The following is a 16,185-nucleotide window of genomic DNA, read 5'->3' as shown; positions in this document are numbered from 1 at the left end:
AAAACGGAAGAACATCATGGCCGCTACCACCCGTAAGACACCGCCACGCCGCACCCCACCAGCACCGACCCAGGTCACCCCGGCGCAAGACAGCTTCATTGAACTGGTACTCTACGCCCTACCGCGCTTCAGCGACCTGCTACGGCGCATCACCGACATCAAGAACAGCGCTGCCAGTCCTCGGCTACAGATGTCGCCCGCCGTCGCCCTATGGCTCAGCCTCGCCTTAGTCGGCCTAGTGATCAGCGCCAACAGCTACTTCGTTGGTTTTCAGACTTGGCAGCCAGACGCGACTACCATCACCACTGTCATCCCTTTAGGCCGTGATGAGATTGCTTTCCGTCCGATGGCCCTATTCCCACCGCTGCTGCTGTGGCTAAGCAAAGTCGTGAACTTTGCCATGTGGTTAGTTGGCTTGGTGATACCTGACCTACCGTTCACCAATGGTGCTAGTCCGCAATGGAACCCCGCAACGCGCCCCACCGTATGGAATTCTGCAACACTCGCCCTAGCCTGGTGGGTCGGTGCCTTTGGCTCCATCCTGATCTCATCGACACAGGGACTCTTCACCCGCGCCGTACCGCTAGGCAAACAGCGCGAGTACGCCGCCCGGTTGAACCGGATATCGAAGATAGAGCTGAACCCGAAAGCAATCTCCCCGGCTAGACGCGAAGTGCGAAAAGCCAACAACTACGGACGCACCGCTATCTGGGGCATGTTCCTAGTCGCGCTGGCCGGATGGGGCTGGGAGTTCTTCGTCGCCAACGGTGCCCTAGACGGTACGAACTTCGGCCAGACTGCCCGCTGGATCTACGGTTTGGCTTCTACGTTCATGGCCGAGTTGTGCTGGGCGATCGCAGACTTTAGCGCTCAGAAGATAGATCCCGACCTCTAAACCGTTGCTACTACAACGACCCTATCCCCTATCCCCTATCCCCTATCTCTTCCCATGGCCTTCACTAGAGAATCCCTTAACGCCGCCATCTCACACAAGCTAGCCGACATCGACACCGCTAGCGGGATGCACAAAGCCCTGTTCACCCTGACTCAAGCCGGTGGTCTCTGCTGCGCTGCCGGTGCCGTCCTGGTCGCCCCCTTGGCTGTAGAAGTGGCGCTGATAGCCGGTGCTGCCGGTGCCACGCTCTACGGCATCTCGCAGCTACTGCAATCGCAGCGGCTAGGCTACTTCCTACCGCTACCGGGTGTGCCCGTGAGTGCTGAACAGTTTGCCTATGTGCCCGGCGTTCTGGTCTCGCAGCTGATGGCCAGCGGTGCCCCGATAGCACCCGAGCCGGTAGAGATCATCCCGACTGATTGGCTACCGCAGCGCGAACGCCGGATTAACTACCTGCTGACCCACACTGCTGATCTGTTGATTGCTGCCGCTGAGAACGCGCAGGAGGGCATCAGCTTTGCGGCCATTGTCGATAGTGCGGTGAGAGCCTCGGAGTATGCCATCTCAGATGAGCAGATCAGCAATCCAGTAGTCGCACTAAAGCTAGCTCCCGATGTGCGAGCGCTACTACAGGGCGATACGACGAAGCTAGAAGCGAAGCAGCGAGCAGCGATAGAGAGTGAATGGCAACGGGCACAGCAGGAACATGCAGCAGGGCTGATCGCGTCCGATGAGCTGAAGGCGATCGCGGTCGAAGTCGAAGCGATCGCGCCTGATGTGATGACGAGCAGTCAGGTGATCGCGCCCGCAGTACCCGACCCTTTATTTGATACACCTAATGAAACGACAGTAGGCGATCGCGTTCGCACCGACTGGCAGGCGGTGTTTGGGTTGGTGAAGGATCAAGATACGTATCCTGCGATCGCGGTGATTGGCGCACAGGGCTTAGGCAAAACAACGCTAATCGAATACCTACTGAGCCTACTCAGAGGCGACAAGATTGTTCTCGATCCGCACTACCAGGCCGGTGCATGGCCAGGGTGTCTCGTGATTGGTGCGGGCATGGACTACGCCGCCGTCAGTGAAGCGTTGGCCAACCTCAGCGCTGACGTGAAAGAACGCTATCAGCAGCGAGCGACCTTTGCTGGATACAAGCCCGCGCCGGTCGCGCTGGTGCTAGAAGAGCAGACCAACTGGGTGGATAAGGTAGATGGTGCGGGTAAGTTCCTCAAAGAGACGCTCTCAGACATTCGCAAGGTGGGCTATCAAACCTTCTCCGTAGCGCATGGCGATACGAACACGGCTAGAGGCGGTGCGAAAGGCACCGCGAAGATGCGAGCGCAGGGCGAGCTGAAGATAGAGATTCTAGAACAGGGTTTAGCGCAAATCTCGCTACGAGGCAGAGACACATTCCTACTGCGCTATCCCGACCCATCGCCGTTCACTCTCAGAGTTGGTCAACCCCGAATGGCGACCGGTGGCCAGCTTGGCCCTGGTTACTGCGATGCGGATCTGCCCAGTCCTAGCAACTGGGGTTGCCCAGAGACCACCGCGCCGATTGCATCCGTTGAGCCGCTCGCCGCGCCGAGTCAGTGGGAGCTATGCAAGCAGCACAGCTCCATTCCCGGACTGGTCGCCGTGATGGAGTGGATCGAGGTGACCAGTAAGACGCAGTTCACTCCAAGAGAAGCACGGGCGAACAAGAAGCTACGCCCGCTGTTTGCCAGCGAAGACGACCTCAGAGCTATCTTCGAGACGCTGGTGGAGTACGAGTTACTCACCCGTATTGATGGCGACAGCTATGAGCGATCACCTCTTTGATTGACGATTGTGGCCCTTGTGGTTGTGGTTCGTGGTTGACCACAAACCCCTGTGGTTAGGCTGTGGTCAACGACCACATAAGGGTTACAGCGATGACCACAACCACGAACCACAGGAATGACCACAAGTGAACCACAGCAGAAAAGGGAAGCAGCGACTACGCTGCTTCCCTTTCTCATTGCTTGGTCATGACTGGTCTGATGGGTGAGGCTGTCGCTCTTCTAGGGCTGATTTTTCGACGATTGGTACGGCTGCTAGTCATCTCTCTATGGCAGCTAGCTTGAGCTGTTTTAGTCGTGATGGGTTGGGCGTTCCCCTTCGGGTCGGGCTATCCGCTACCAATCGAGCAGGCCATTCAGCCAGGTTCGCTAAGCGGCTGGTGTTTCTCCGCTTCGCTGCGAACCCCCCGCCGCCAAGCTCAACTAAGGCTTCAGAACCGTGCTCAATTCCGCTCCTATCCCTAACGCAAGAGACAATATCCTCACTGGAAAAGGACTGCAACAAACTCGCGCGTTGCGAGCCTCAAATAGTATTTCTTTCGATAGATTAGGGCAAATGTTCTTTCTCATCTATCTGAATGTCACACGATAATCCTGTCAGACGTCTACATCAGATCATTACCAAAGCTTGTGAAATTGCCAGCGCACATAGGGATCGGACAGTAGCCAGCAGTGATATCTGGGCATCGACTTTCAAGATTCGTAAGAACGACCATTCAGCATTAACAGGCTACGCAGAAGCATTTTATGTCCTGTTGAGACAGAGCCGACGAGTAATAGAACAGCTACCCGTCGATGATCACAGTCCATACCTACAGGCACTCGACTTTGTGAGTTCGACAATCAGCAAGTATGGCTTCTTCAGTCCGCAATGGGGGAATTTAGGCAATACCCTCCAGAGCAAACCGATGATGGCGATGTTATCTATGACCGCTGATGCGATCGACCGAGATGTCAAACAGGCAGCGCTGAGTCAGGAACATCTGACTGAGTTGCTGAACTTAACTAAAGCGTTACTCGACGATGTATTGAATAGCGACTTAGAAGAAGATCTAAAGTCCTACCTCATAGTTCACTTAGAAGATGTTGTTAGGGCGATCCGCCACTACAGCGTTTCAGGTAGCGAGGGTTTGCGCCTTGTTATAAATGCCAACATCGGTGCAACCTTGTTGAAGTCAATGGGACTGAGTCCTCAAGCCAAAAGGCAAACTGAATGGCGAAAATTTCTAGGCTTGATGCTGAAGTTTGGCGGATTGCTAGGGCTTGTTGCCGACGCCGATGAATATCTATTGCCGAAGCTGGAAGAGATCACGAAACTGCTTCCACCTGGTGCTTGATTGGGTTGTTAGACCTGCTCTTTGAGGCTGATCTTTTGACTACCGGTGCTGTCGGCCCTGCGGATCATCAGATGGCTTAATCCCGATGACACGCTCTTTGCGATTCGCCTCTCCGACATCTACCTAGACCGCACTGTCCTACTGACACTGCGAATCGCTTGATGGCTTGATGCCAGACAAGCACTCAGCTCGATTCGCCTTTTCCAAAAGCCACTGAGCGCGTTCCGACGTATGCGCCAATCGTAGATAGCTAAAACCACCCCCAACAATCAGCACCACTAGCGCCGCCAAACTAAAGCTCGAAGTCCAAGTCACGCGCCTTTCCAACCGTTCTAGCTGTAGCTGACTCTTTTGCAACATCTGAGCCAACTGCTGGCTGTGGCTCTCGGCCCGGTTCAACTTGCCCGTCAAGCTGTCCAAGGAGCCGTTCAACTTGGTCAAGCGAGTCAGCGACGCTTTGGTTTCGCTGCTCAATTGCGTCGTTGAGTCTGCTAGCCGCCGAAAGCATTTGGCCATGCGGTCGGTGTTGTCCGCCTGCTGATAGATCGCCTCCAGCGTTCTGACGTTCTGCTGAGACCATGCGTCCAACTTCTCCTCAAAGTCATCAAATAAACCGCGCCAATTCTCAGGCGCATCCTCCACGAGCACCATCAGATAACCGATCGCCGTGATGATGATATAGAACTCATCATCGTCCTCAATCTCTAGCCGACGCAGCACGCCTCTGACCCGAGCCTTTTGCTGATCGCTCGCCCCCTCAAGCGCCCGGTCAAGTAGCGTAATCTTATCGGGGTCATCCCTAAGCAGCTCCTCATACGAGCGCGACTGACGAGACGAAGCGCCATTGCGTTTACTCATCGTCGAAGACCCCCGATTCATCGAACTGAGCAAACGCCTTCCTCAGAAAAGACCTGACGTGCTTGCGCCCGAAAGCATCGAACGCCTGATGCTCAGCGACCGCCTCAAACGGTAGCGAGAGCTGACTAATACGCTTGCAGTCATCACTGCCAATGAACTTAGGAAACCGAATCACCGTCACCCCCAACTGATGCATCCGATCCATCAGCGGCTTGTTCTTCGTCAGCAGCTCCCACTTCTTGGTCTTGCCTCGGTTAGCCACAAAGACATGGTTGAGGTTGTCCTCAAAGTTATCCAACGTCTTCTCAAACAGTAAGAGCGAATCTAGCTCACCGTCAGAGACAAACCAGTTGTAGAGAGTCACACCGCCCTCATCGGCCATCTCGAAGATCTCGTTATCCTCGAACCACAGCGAAAGTGCAGGCAGCACATGCGCCGGTAAGTTGACCAGTACCCGCTGACCAGAGAGCGCCGTATTGAAGATGGCATTCGCCGCCGCATCGAACTCCTCACCTTCAGAAAAGATCGCCTGTCTAACGCCCGCCATCTCACCATAGATACGCAGCACATCGGCATTAGTTCTATCGGTCTCAAAGGCAACGAAGTCGAGCTGATGCTTGAGGTGATAGGCAATCGCCGTTCGGCAAACAAACGACTTACCGACGCCGCCCTTTTCACCATTGATGAAGTGGATATCAGACATTGCTACTCAACCCTACAGACCATAAGGATTGTCGATATCGTCATCAGTGTTCGGCTCAGGCAAAGGCTTAACCGTCCTCTTCTTCTTCACCGCCTTCTGACTAGCAGTAGCCTTACTGCCTGCAACTGCCTTCTTCTGAGAAGACGCTGCGCCATTCACAGCAGCATCTTTCTCATCTACCGCCAGCCCAAACAGCTCCCGTTCATTCGGACGAGACAAAAAGCCATCCATCATCGACAGCAAATCTTCTTTAGGCCACTTACCGTTCTCGACCCGAGCCATGACCGCCGCGCCGACGAGAATCTTACGGCGAGTATCTCTTTTCTTTTCTAGGGTGCGTTCAGCCGCCTTGGCCTGCTGAATCTGGGCCTTGAGTTGCGCCTCCTTCTCCAGCAAGCGTTCAAGCTTAGTTGTCATCATCCGTATCCTAAAAGCAAAGCAGTGACATAAATCACAACTCAGCGTAACGACGAACCAGAGCAGGAGAAACAGTCACTTTAGAAAAAGAAACATTCGTACTAAGTAAGTCCAGATATCCTGAAATGGTCATCAGGAGATGACCCGCTCCGCCGGTTCCCTTCATCTTCTGACCCTGCCCGTGCAAGCACGGCCCGTTCTGGGAGAACAGCTCCTAGGTTGTCCCAGTCAGCGACCATCCCGTAGTTCTCCCAGAACAGAAGGGCGCACTTATACATCACGTTGTGATGCGTGCGCTGGGGCGAGGCCCCTAGGCCCCTTGGGGAAGACGCACCCGCAGATTATGGCCATCTACAGTATGCGAATGCAGGTAATCGGTCGCAGCGCTGGGCGAAGCGCGACGGCTGCGGCTGCCTATCGCTCAGGAGAAGAAGTTAAAGACGAGCGGACAGGAAGAGTGCATGACTACACAGGCAAAAGCGATATCTATGACAGTGAGATCCTGTTACCCGAAGGAGCACCGGAGCGACTGGCCAACCGGATGACGCTATGGAATGAAGTCGAGCGAGTCGAAAAGAGAAAGGACGCCCAGCTATCGAGAGAGGTGATGATAGCCTTACCCGCCGAACTCACCCATGAGCAAAAGCAAGCGCTGACCCGTGAGTATGTGCGAGGTGAATTCACCGGGCAAGGGATGATAGCGGACATCGGCTATCACGACTTCGACAGTCACAACCCGCACGTGCATATCATGCTGACGATGCGCTCAGTGAATGAGGATGGCTTTGGTAAAAAGAAACGCGAATGGAACCGACGAGACGCGATAAAGGACTATCGAGAGCGCTGGGCCGAGTATGCTAACCAGGCGCTAGAGCGAGCAGGCCATACAGAGAGAATCGACCACCGCAGTTTGAAAGAACAGGGCGTAGAAAGAGAGCCGCAGATACATCTGGGCGCGAAGGTACTAGAGATGGAAGCGCGAGGCGTACGTACGCGAGTCGGTGATGAGTCACGACGCATTAGCAAGGTGAACCGCGACATCGAACGGCGAGGAGCGCAACATGAAAAGCTACAGGTAGAGATCGAAGCAGAGCAGGTTACGTCTGAGCCGTATGTCTTGCCCGAACTTGTCTTTCCGAGCGAGTCAAAAATCGAAGCAGCGCAGCTAACTCATACCTCATCTGATGAGTCATTTTCAGTAGAAGATAGTCAGCAGTCAGATGAATCATTAGTACCGATTATTGATCTAGATCTTGTCCGTCGCCTCGGTGAGGTACCCGTTAGGCATAGAGAGGAAGTATTTTCAGAAAGTTTGCCAACGATTGAAGAACTAGCCGCAGCGATAGAGAAAGTTCCTGCGACGACAGACACACCACCAGTAACGGCAGAGGAAGTCAGTACAAAGATAGACGAGTTGCTAGCTCAGCTAGAAGAAATTCAGCGTCCGACAGATGGCCAGGTACGCCAAACTCAATTAGAGGAAGAGCGAACGACAGCACCGTCAGCTGAGAAGAAGACAAAGTCAATTGGGTGTCAGGAGCGTACAAGACGGCGGCAGAAGAAGCAAGCTCGAGGTATGGAACCATAACCGAGAAATTATTCTTGACAGCAGTTTATGTATAGAGAAGATGTAGGGTAAACATCCATAGTAGGGAGAGTCCTTACTGCTGTGTATAAGGTCTTGATTTTTCTGTGTTGATACGCATCGTTTCCCTATTCTGAGACGTCAGGGCTTAAGATGGTGAGCTTACTATTACTCGACTGAACGATTAGAACTGGGAGACGAAGAAATCTATCTTTGCTAGGAAGTGCAGGGAAAATGTACAGAGCACCGCTTTTACTCAGTAGTAACCGCCATACCCTAGGCTGATTGGGATCTTCAGTATTAGTTAATTCCTGACCTAGAAGCCGATTGTACAAATTTGCATCACCAATTAGTCTTATACCTTCTGGGTTGGTGAACGGGTCATCTAATCGACGACCCAAGACCGCCGATTCCCTGTCGAACACTACAGTGACTATCGGTAAAGAGGAGGTTTCGTTGACAGCATCTTTCCAAGCATCAGCATTGGCCTGCCACTGAGCTAACCAGAAAAGAGCTGATAAGCACACTAAGGCAATGATGATCTCGTCAACTATAGCTGTCAAAAAACTGGATGGAGCTGTTGGAATCAGCCGTACCAAACGAGCAGCTCTACGGGGAAGTTGAGATGCGAGTCGTTGACGCAGCCATATAACAGCAATCCCAACCATGATAGAGGCGATAATCACTACAGCAGCTCTAATGATTGCGAAGGGATGCCCGAAGAAAACCTGGAAAGCAGCTAAGAAGAATGACTCGCGAGGCAGATCAAAAGATGTGAGGTTGATTTCAAAAAAACTGAAGTAAGCCCAACGGTAGACCCATCCAGTGAAGTAGAGAGCTATCGCTAGAAGTCCTAGCACACTTAGTAGCTTACTAAATGGAGAAAATCCGGTGCTAGGGGTAGGAGAAGTATCGTCAGACACAAAGTTTAATCACCTCTTCTATAGCAAGCATTCTTAATAGTTTGATGAAAACTATCGGAAAATGCTTTGTAGTGTTTGTCTATCATATAGAAGTCGGTTTTATGCGCTCAAGCCGCCCTTACATGAGAAAACTGCTTCACCGATTAATAGTTTTGACCGCCGCTATAATCGTCCCAATGTACGGAGTCAGCGCAGAGGACTACGCGATATCCGACTTTGATAGCAGACAAGGAAAAGAAAACGACCTCATACAAACCTCTACCAAACTACAGGTAGTTTTACCTGAGTCTGCAAAGGTTACGATGTCTACGGGAGGGTCTTATACAGGTAACCTAGCCTCGATTAGCTCGGAGAGCTTAGTCTTAGCCGCTGGCGGACAGTCGATAGATATACCACGCTCTCAAGTGAGTCGGGTTGACCTGTATGGTACAGCCTGGATTCGTAATCTTGATGGAGATAGAGAGGCTTATACGATTCGCGGGTTGTCCATACCTTTGGAAGACGTACCAACTACCGCTCTAACCTGGAATGGGACTTCGAGTTTGGCTACTCTCGATTTGCAAGGGGTGTTGACAGCTAGCGAACTTGCTCGATTGACTAGGAACTCTGAGCTAGTCTATGCGCTGGTTCGTATAGTATCTAAGCCATCAGACCCAGAGAATATGCACATTAGAGTTAAGTCTTTAAGAAGATAATGACTTGTTGAGACAGACATAATTTAGTTTGAATATGAATAATTCTTTTATCAGTAGAAGAATGTACTCAAGTTTGTTAGCCACTATCTTGACCACTCTGTCTATTCCGGCGGCTGAGGCTACCATAGCATCTGAACAAAGTAGTACTTTTGAGCCTGTGAATAGCTCAGTACATGATCTGATGGATAGCTCCACCGTGACCCGACTATTAGCGCAGCAGACGCAGTCTCGCGTTGCGTTAGTGATTGGTAATGCCAACTATGCAGACGATTTTTTGGCTAATCCGGTAAACGATGCTACGGACATAGCAGAAGCGTTGCGTGCGTTAGGATTTGAGGTTACTCTGCTGCTGAATAAAGACTTAAAAGATATGGAAGATGCTTTGGAAATCTTCAGCCGACAGCTGCGAGAAGGAAGCATTGGAGCTTTCTACTATGCTGGTCATGGTGTTCAAGTGAATGGAGAAAACTACTTAATCCCTCTAAACGCACGTTTGGCTAGTCAAAATGACGTACGCTATGACGCTTTGGCCCTGGGAAAAGTCTTGAATGTGATGGAGGAGTCAGAGTCACGAGTCAATCTCATTCTAATCGATGCTTGTCGAGACAATCCCTTTTACCGACGCTGGCGACCGCGCGATCGCAATCTATCTTCATCAAGAGGACTAGCGGCACAGGTTCCGCCAGAGGGAACAGTAATTTCTTTTGCAACAAGTCCTGGTAATGTCGCTTCTGATGGTGTAGGACGAAATTCTCCGTATACAGCAAGCCTGCTACAGCATATAGATAGAGAAGGCGTTGACATAAGCACTGTTCTAAGGTCAGTTCGTGCTGACGTTTTACAAGAAACAGAAAGAAAACAAATTCCTTGGTATCAGGAGTCGCTAGTTGGCTTCTTCTCACTAAACCCAGTGTTGAATAGTGATACATTACCAGAACCTTCTACCCTTTCTCGTGAGGAGCCTACCTCTACATCCTCAAGCTCCTCCCTATCAACGGCACCTACTTCTTCCCTGCCACAAACTCAGCCACTTCCTGTGAACTCACGTATCAGTTCACTAATCGGCTACAACATCGACATATTTTTCTCTTCTAGTAGACCAGATCTACGAAGACGAGCTTTATCTATACAAGAAAACTTACTTGCCTCTGGTCTCGAATCTGTAGAGATTAAACCGTATTCGTTGGGTAAGGCAAGGGAGCTAGGAATATGCTCTTGGTCAGAAATTCGCTATGAGCCGTACGAGGACTCAGCGGCTAGAGAACTGTACACCTTGCTCGCTCAGTCTACAACAGAACAGAGCTTCTCCTTAAATTTGCTGAGTCTGACTCGACCTCAAGGTACGACCCCAAACTACCTATCAATTTTTATAAGTGACGAAGCAGCTGCGATAGAAGCATACCCCGATGTTCGTGAACGCGAGTCCTGGTACCATGCGTGTCGATCGAGGTAGGATACAACAACGGATCACAGCCTTAAAATTGTTCGCTATCTCTATGCATACCTGCTGATTGGCTGACAAAAGATGCAATAGCCAGGTTGAATCGCTGTCATACAGGGACTTGAGAGCCGCAAAGGTTGCGAGGGGGAGCCAGCGTTCTAAGATTTAGATGCAACTCAAAACCAAAGGAACGCTGTGAAAAAAACTCCCGCCTCTACGATGCCTTGAAAGCCTGGCTGGGTCAAGATTGCCCCTGGGCACATCTATCGCATCTAACGACCTGCTGTTGGATGGTGTTTGCGCTGATTCAAACCGGCAGCGTCAGCCTGACAAAGTGGACAACCTACTTGCCCTGTCGCGGTCTCTACGCCCAGAGTAAACAAAGACGGGTGCGTCGCTGGTTAGGCAATAGCCGCATCAACATCCACCGATTGTACAAACCGCTGATTCAAGCGGCCTTGGCGACCTGGGAAGCCGAGTGCCTTTATCTTTGTTTAGACACCTCGCTGTTTTGGGAGCAGTACTGCTTAATTCGGCTAGCCGTGGTGTATCGAGGCCGCTCCATTCCTCTGGCTTGGCGAGTTCTAGAACACAACAGTGCCTCTGTTGCGTTTGAAGCCTATGAAGAACTGCTCAGGCAGTCTACGCAATACTTGCCTTCAAACGCAAACATGATTCTGTTGGCCGACCGAGGCTTTGTGCATACCCGTGCGATGACGCTGATAAAACAACTCGGCTGGCACTACCGCATCCGTATCAAAAGTGACACCTGGATTTGGCGACCCGGTTCCGGCTGGTGTCAACCTAAATCGTTTCACCTAGAACGAGGTCGGGCACTATGTTTCCACCACATCAGACTCCATCGTCACGAACAGTACGGCCCAGTGCATGTCATCATCGGGCGCAACAACATCAATGGTGAACTTTGGGCCGTCGTCAGCGACCAGCCCACTAGCCCGCAAACCTTTATGGAATATGCCTTGCGCTTCGATATCGAGGAAGGATTTTTAGACGACCAGTCCGCCGGTTGGAATCTACAACGCTCTGAGATTCGAGGCCTCACTGACCTCTCTCGCTTATGGTTTATTCTGGCAGTAGCCACGCTTTACGTCACGGCTCAAGGCGTAGCGGTTGTGCAATCAGGCCGTAGGCGATGGATTGACACACACTGGGATAGAGGCAACAGCTACTTTCGCATCGGATTGGAGTGGACTAAGGCGGCTCTGCTCAACGGTTGGCAGGTGATTAAACAGGCTTGTTTTACCTCTCACATTGATCCGCAACCGGCGATGGCTTCTAGGCCACAACACAACAAGAAGTCCGGGCGCTTGCTCGATTTCAGCGTGATTACCGTTAAGTTTGTTCCTGATTAAACTTTTGTCAGCCAATCAGGCATACCTGTGTTTAAGTCTCAAAGGAACTTAGTAGTGGCTCTTCTTATCTGAAAAATCTTTAGCATTTCCTAGAATAGTCACAACACGACTGAATGGACCTACAGAGAGACATGATATCTCTTACAGCATTCTTATGATGAAATTGTCTACTACTGCAAAGCTCTCTTTTAGTTTGGCTTTCACTGTACTAGTTAGCCCTACCTATACAGAGGCAAAAGCTACTAGGTCTGCGAGACAGGACGGATCCCCTACGGCTCTGACCATCTCGTCTTCTAGTTTAATTAATAGCTTTGCGACTCAATTATTAGCTCAGCAGAGACAGTCCCGTGTTGCTTTGGTAGTTGGTAATGCTAACTACATAGAAGATCCTCTAGATAATCCAGTCAACGATGCTACCGATATCGCAGCAGCATTACGCACTTTGGGTTTCGAGGTTACATTACTTCTAGATCAAGACTTAAGAAGTATGGAGAATGCTCTAGAAGGTTTTTATCAGCAGCTACAGCAGGGAAGCATTGGAGCCTTTTATTACGCTGGTCATGGGGCTCAGGCCGAAGGAGAGAACTATCTGATACCTCTCGGCGCAAGCTTGACTCGTCAGAGTGATGTACGCTATGAAGCCCTTGCGCTTGGAAGAGTTTTAGATGCTATGGAAGAGTCAGAATCTCAGGTCAATTTAATAATTGTCGACGCTTGTCGGGACAATCCATTCTATCGACGCTGGCGTTCTGGAAGTCGTTCCCGATCTGTAGAAAGAGGATTGGCTTCTGAGATTCCTCCGGAGGGTACAATATTATCGTTTTCTACAGGGCCAGGAAATGTTGCTGATGATGGTAAGGGTCGAAATTCTCCATACACAGCTAGTCTTTTAAGGCATATTCTGAACGAGGGTGAGGACATCGCTGCTATGTTCAGGAGAGTTAGAACAGATGTTATCAGAGAGACAGATGGAAAACAACGCCCCTGGTATACAGAAACTCTTGTAGGTTCATTCTCCCTCAATCCATCTGAAGATATAATCAGTTCGGCCCAGCAGCAGGAAACAGCGATGGATGAGAACTCAGTCGTCGTGGTGCCACAACAGTCTCAACCTAGTTCAGGAACTATCTCATCAGAGAACGCGACGGGACTTAGGCCACATAGCCCATTTATAAATCGACCCGGTACATCACAGCCTATTCAACTTTCTAGCGTGAGAGGTGTTAGTTATCAGCCTCTCAGAGATGCCTTGGCCGCTGGAAACTTGCTAGAAGCAGATACATTGACAACGCTCTTGCTTGCTGAAGGTGGATACGTAAGCGACTACTTTTTAGAGCAAGCATGTGAAGATTTGCGAATCATTGATAGTCTCTGGTCTTTCTATAGCGACGGACGATTTGGTATCAAGTCTCAGTATCGACTTTATCAAGAAGTCGGTGGTACAAGAGCATACGATAGAATCGCCATAGCAGATTATCGAGAGAAGGTAGGCTGGGTTGAAGATTTTCCAGGCGTAGGTGCAGATGGAATCTTGGATCCTTTCGATGCTATGCACTTCGACTCTACTGATTTGATATTTTCGTACGCAGCCCCTGTCGGACATTTCCCTCACTCTATGTATTTTGACTCTGGTGCTGGCGGTTCACTTTTTCGACGTGTTGGTGGTTCTTCTTCTTTCAGCTCGTCTGGATGGTTTATCTTCTCGTCTGCTGTAGAAAGATGCAATTTGTAAGGTTTACTAGAAGTTAACGATCGAGAGAAACCAAACTGTACGAAGTCTAGAAATGTATGCCTTGCTAGACATAAGAAAAATATGTCTATTTTGATGTCTCAGAATAACTTTCTCAAAGGGTCTTAGAGTTTAAGGTACATCAACGCTCTTCACCCATCGTCAGCAACCTGTCGCTTTCAATAAGGTTTAATGTTCTCCATAATCTCTTGGATATTTTTCTGGGGGTCGTACATATCTTGGTTGATAGTTGAAACTAGAAATCCAGGACGCTCTGTTAACGTATTTAGGATTCTTGGATACTTACACCATTCTCTTGAGTACCTAACGCCTCGAAACAGTAAGTTTTGACCATCATCTAAGACCATATGGTTAGCGCCTTTGTCTACCAAAAGGCAGGCTTGCATATTTCCACCAATAAATTTTTGATTTTGGTTTTCAATGGCACGTCGCATCATACGTACGCAAGCTAAGTCTAACGCCGAATGTATCGCCATGCCTGCATACATGAGAGAGCTAATTTCTTGACGAATCGTTGCGCGGGCTTCCTCAGCGTTATCTCCAATTACGCCGAGAAGTAATTCATCTTCCTGCTGAAGATCTTCGAAGACTAAATCCGATTTTGTTCCCTTGACATGAAATATCCTTATTTCGTTATTATCATCTGTTGCTGTCATTAAGTATTCAATATCTTTATCCCATGCATCTTGCCAAAATGTATGAAGTGTAGCCTTAGCTTTCTCTATGTACTGTTCAAAATCACAATCTTCGTAGAACGTTGTGAAAACTGAATCTAAGTGAATTAGGCTTTGTATCCCGAGAGAAACAGCTCCAGCAATGGAAAAGACGAAGTCACGACAATGCTCACCACTACCTGTTAAGGCGGAAACGATCTGAATTTTAATACCTTTATCAGTTTGATGTTTGATTTCTGTGTGTGATGGAAGAAATCCTCCTACCTCAGTTTGTTTAGTCTTAGCTCCAGTAGTCGTAATTCGAGAATCTGTGTAGCAGATTGCTCTAGGGAGCTTGTCATTAGGAGATTGTAATTTGTATGTAATACACAGGGTCATGACTAAATCTTACTGATTCTAAAGCCCTCACGCATGTCTTATAGATAGGGCTAGCGATTTATTAGAGGAAAACTTGCCACCTAAATATAGCTGATCGCAGACTGGAATCCCCAAGCTATTGACTTTGCCTACTTTTTCAAGATCTGTCGTATAAACCACCGTTTTTGGAACTATCTGACAGAACGGCCAAAAAGCGACTTTTAAGGCCATATTTGCGTTCCAAAAGTTGTGTCATAATCAAAGTACCAAAAATGAGGGCGCTTTGCGAGTTTTGCGACAATGAAGATTGGCTATGCCAGAGTTTCGACTGCTGACCAAAATCTAGACCTGCAAATCGATGCTTTAGAAGAGGTTGGTTGCAAGAAGATTTTTAGTGATCGCGGGGTGAGCGGTGCGAAGGCTGAACGTCCCGGACTCGATAAAGCGCTCGATCACATTCGCAAGAAAGACACACTTGTGATTTGGAAGTTGGATCGGCTGGGTCGTTCGTTGCGCGATCTGCTGAGCATCGTTGAAGGCTTGAAAGAGCGAGGTGTGAACTTTGCCAGTATTCAGGATGGCTTCGACACCTCCACCGCGTCGGGGAAGATGGTGTTTTCGGTCATCGGTGCGATGGCAGAGTATGAGCGGAATCTGATACGAGAACGGACGATGGCAGGTTTGGCTGCGGCTCGTGCGCGTGGCCGGATGGGTGGTCGTCCGAAGGCGCTGGATAAGAGCCAGGTGAAGGTGGCGATCGCACTGGCTGAGGCAGGCGAGCTAACGATCAATGAGATTTGTGAGCAAGTTGGATGTAGCCGTTCTACCTACTATCGACTGATCGCTCCCTTACTCCCACGAAAATAGCTTTGCATCTTCGTGAAGCTCTCTGGTCTTTCGCCCTTCTCGAAGATGCTTTTCATAGGAAAAACTTCCTTGCTAACAACTTCTACTACATCTACTGATGGCCACTCGTTAGAATTCAATTGTCAAGTAAGACTTGACGTTTGGGTTTGTAAAATGTAAAGTAATACTTGACAGTGCGCAAGTCTACTTATGAAAAATCGGTTGAAGGAACTCCGTAAGCTCCATCGACGCTCTCAGGCTGATCTCGCTAGAGAGTTAGGTGTGAGTCGCCAAGCGGTAAACGGGTTTGAGTCAGGTAAGTTTGACCCAAGTTTGGAGATGGCCTTCAAGTTGTCTGGCTTGTTCAATGTTGCAATTGAAGATGTTTTTATCTACGAGGCAAAGAATTCTATGCAGGCATTAGTTGAGCGCGTCAAAGATTTCTTCGGTTTAGACTTCGGTTTTGAGCGGTTCACAGACAAGGCCATCAACGTCATCAAGTTGCTCAAAA

General features: G+C 49.7%; 15 protein-coding genes. 10 read left to right on the top strand and 5 right to left on the bottom strand.

Annotated features, from left to right (window positions below; translation table 11 throughout):
- Window positions 1–16: 16 nt before the first annotated feature.
- The 3 genes from S7335_RS25415 (at window position 17) to S7335_RS25405 (ending at window position 4,052) form a co-directional block, all read left to right on the top strand.
- On the top strand, window positions 17–895 hold the full coding sequence (locus tag S7335_RS25415; RefSeq protein WP_006458984.1) for a hypothetical protein: 879 nt from the start codon (window positions 17–19) through the stop codon (window positions 893–895).
- 54 nt (window positions 896–949) lie between these two features.
- On the top strand, window positions 950–2,716 hold the full coding sequence (locus S7335_RS25410) for a hypothetical protein (RefSeq protein WP_006458963.1): 1,767 nt from the start codon (window positions 950–952) through the stop codon (window positions 2,714–2,716).
- A gap of 577 nt (window positions 2,717–3,293) precedes the next feature.
- A complete protein-coding gene (locus S7335_RS25405; protein ID WP_006458968.1) occupies window positions 3,294–4,052 on the top strand; it encodes a hypothetical protein in 759 nt (252 codons plus the stop codon).
- A gap of 138 nt (window positions 4,053–4,190) precedes the next feature.
- Here the strand turns inward: S7335_RS25405 and S7335_RS25400 are convergent, their stop codons facing one another.
- The 3 genes from S7335_RS25400 to S7335_RS27190 are packed head-to-tail and all read right to left on the bottom strand — an operon-like array spanning window position 4,191 to window position 6,030.
- Window positions 4,191–4,910, bottom strand: coding sequence for a DUF6753 family protein (locus S7335_RS25400; RefSeq protein WP_038020454.1), 720 nt, complete (start codon window positions 4,908–4,910; stop codon window positions 4,191–4,193).
- Window positions 4,903–5,613, bottom strand: a complete 711-nt coding sequence (locus tag S7335_RS25395; protein WP_006458975.1) for a hypothetical protein — start codon at window positions 5,611–5,613, stop codon at window positions 4,903–4,905. The genes S7335_RS25400 and S7335_RS25395 overlap by 8 nt, the downstream gene beginning before the upstream one ends.
- A 12-nt stretch (window positions 5,614–5,625) precedes the next feature.
- The gene (locus S7335_RS27190) at window positions 5,626–6,030 is read right to left on the bottom strand and encodes a hypothetical protein (protein WP_006458958.1); all 405 of its coding nucleotides are present in this window, start codon (window positions 6,028–6,030) and stop codon (window positions 5,626–5,628) included.
- A 343-nt stretch (window positions 6,031–6,373) separates the two neighbouring features.
- Here S7335_RS27190 and mobQ point away from each other — a divergent pair, with 343 nt between their 5' ends.
- Window positions 6,374–7,618 (top strand): MobQ family relaxase, encoded by a 1,245-nt coding sequence (gene mobQ, locus S7335_RS29120; RefSeq protein WP_006458965.1) that lies wholly within the window; start codon window positions 6,374–6,376, stop codon window positions 7,616–7,618.
- A 125-nt stretch (window positions 7,619–7,743) separates the two neighbouring features.
- Here mobQ and S7335_RS25380 read toward each other — a convergent pair whose 3' ends face one another.
- A complete protein-coding gene (locus S7335_RS25380) occupies window positions 7,744–8,538 on the bottom strand; it encodes a hypothetical protein (RefSeq protein WP_006458983.1) in 795 nt (264 codons plus the stop codon).
- A 122-nt stretch (window positions 8,539–8,660) separates the two neighbouring features.
- Here S7335_RS25380 and S7335_RS25375 point away from each other — a divergent pair, with 122 nt between their 5' ends.
- From S7335_RS25375 to S7335_RS25360, 4 genes are all read left to right on the top strand, one after another.
- Window positions 8,661–9,233: a hypothetical protein gene (locus S7335_RS25375; RefSeq protein WP_157620787.1), complete on the top strand. Its 573-nt coding sequence runs from the start codon at window positions 8,661–8,663 to the stop codon at window positions 9,231–9,233.
- Window positions 9,234–9,267: 34 nt separating this feature from the next.
- On the top strand, window positions 9,268–10,686 hold the full coding sequence (locus S7335_RS26505; RefSeq protein WP_198011504.1) for a caspase family protein: 1,419 nt from the start codon (window positions 9,268–9,270) through the stop codon (window positions 10,684–10,686).
- A gap of 278 nt (window positions 10,687–10,964) precedes the next feature.
- Window positions 10,965–12,047, top strand: coding sequence for a transposase (locus S7335_RS25365; protein ID WP_038019365.1), 1,083 nt, complete (start codon window positions 10,965–10,967; stop codon window positions 12,045–12,047).
- 154 nt (window positions 12,048–12,201) lie between these two features.
- A complete protein-coding gene (locus tag S7335_RS25360) occupies window positions 12,202–13,779 on the top strand; it encodes a caspase family protein (RefSeq protein WP_006458957.1) in 1,578 nt (525 codons plus the stop codon).
- Window positions 13,780–13,955: 176 nt separating this feature from the next.
- Here S7335_RS25360 and S7335_RS25355 read toward each other — a convergent pair whose 3' ends face one another.
- Entirely contained in the window at window positions 13,956–14,849 is an 894-nt protein-coding gene (locus S7335_RS25355; protein ID WP_006458949.1) for a hypothetical protein, read from the bottom strand.
- Window positions 14,850–15,128: 279 nt separating this feature from the next.
- On the opposite strand from S7335_RS25355, the gene S7335_RS25345 reads away from it, so the two are divergent.
- Entirely contained in the window at window positions 15,129–15,695 is a 567-nt protein-coding gene (locus S7335_RS25345; protein ID WP_006458950.1) for a recombinase family protein, read from the top strand.
- A 189-nt stretch (window positions 15,696–15,884) separates the two neighbouring features.
- The coding region (locus tag S7335_RS25340) for a helix-turn-helix transcriptional regulator (RefSeq protein ID WP_038020448.1) at window positions 15,885–16,185 on the top strand (301 nt) is incomplete at its 3' end.

Source organism: Synechococcus sp. PCC 7335 (genome assembly GCF_000155595.1).
GTDB lineage: Bacteria > Cyanobacteriota > Cyanobacteriia > Phormidesmidales > Phormidesmidaceae > Phormidesmis.
The sequence above is the reverse complement of the archived record's forward strand: the minus strand, read 5'-3'. Positions and strand labels throughout refer to the sequence as shown.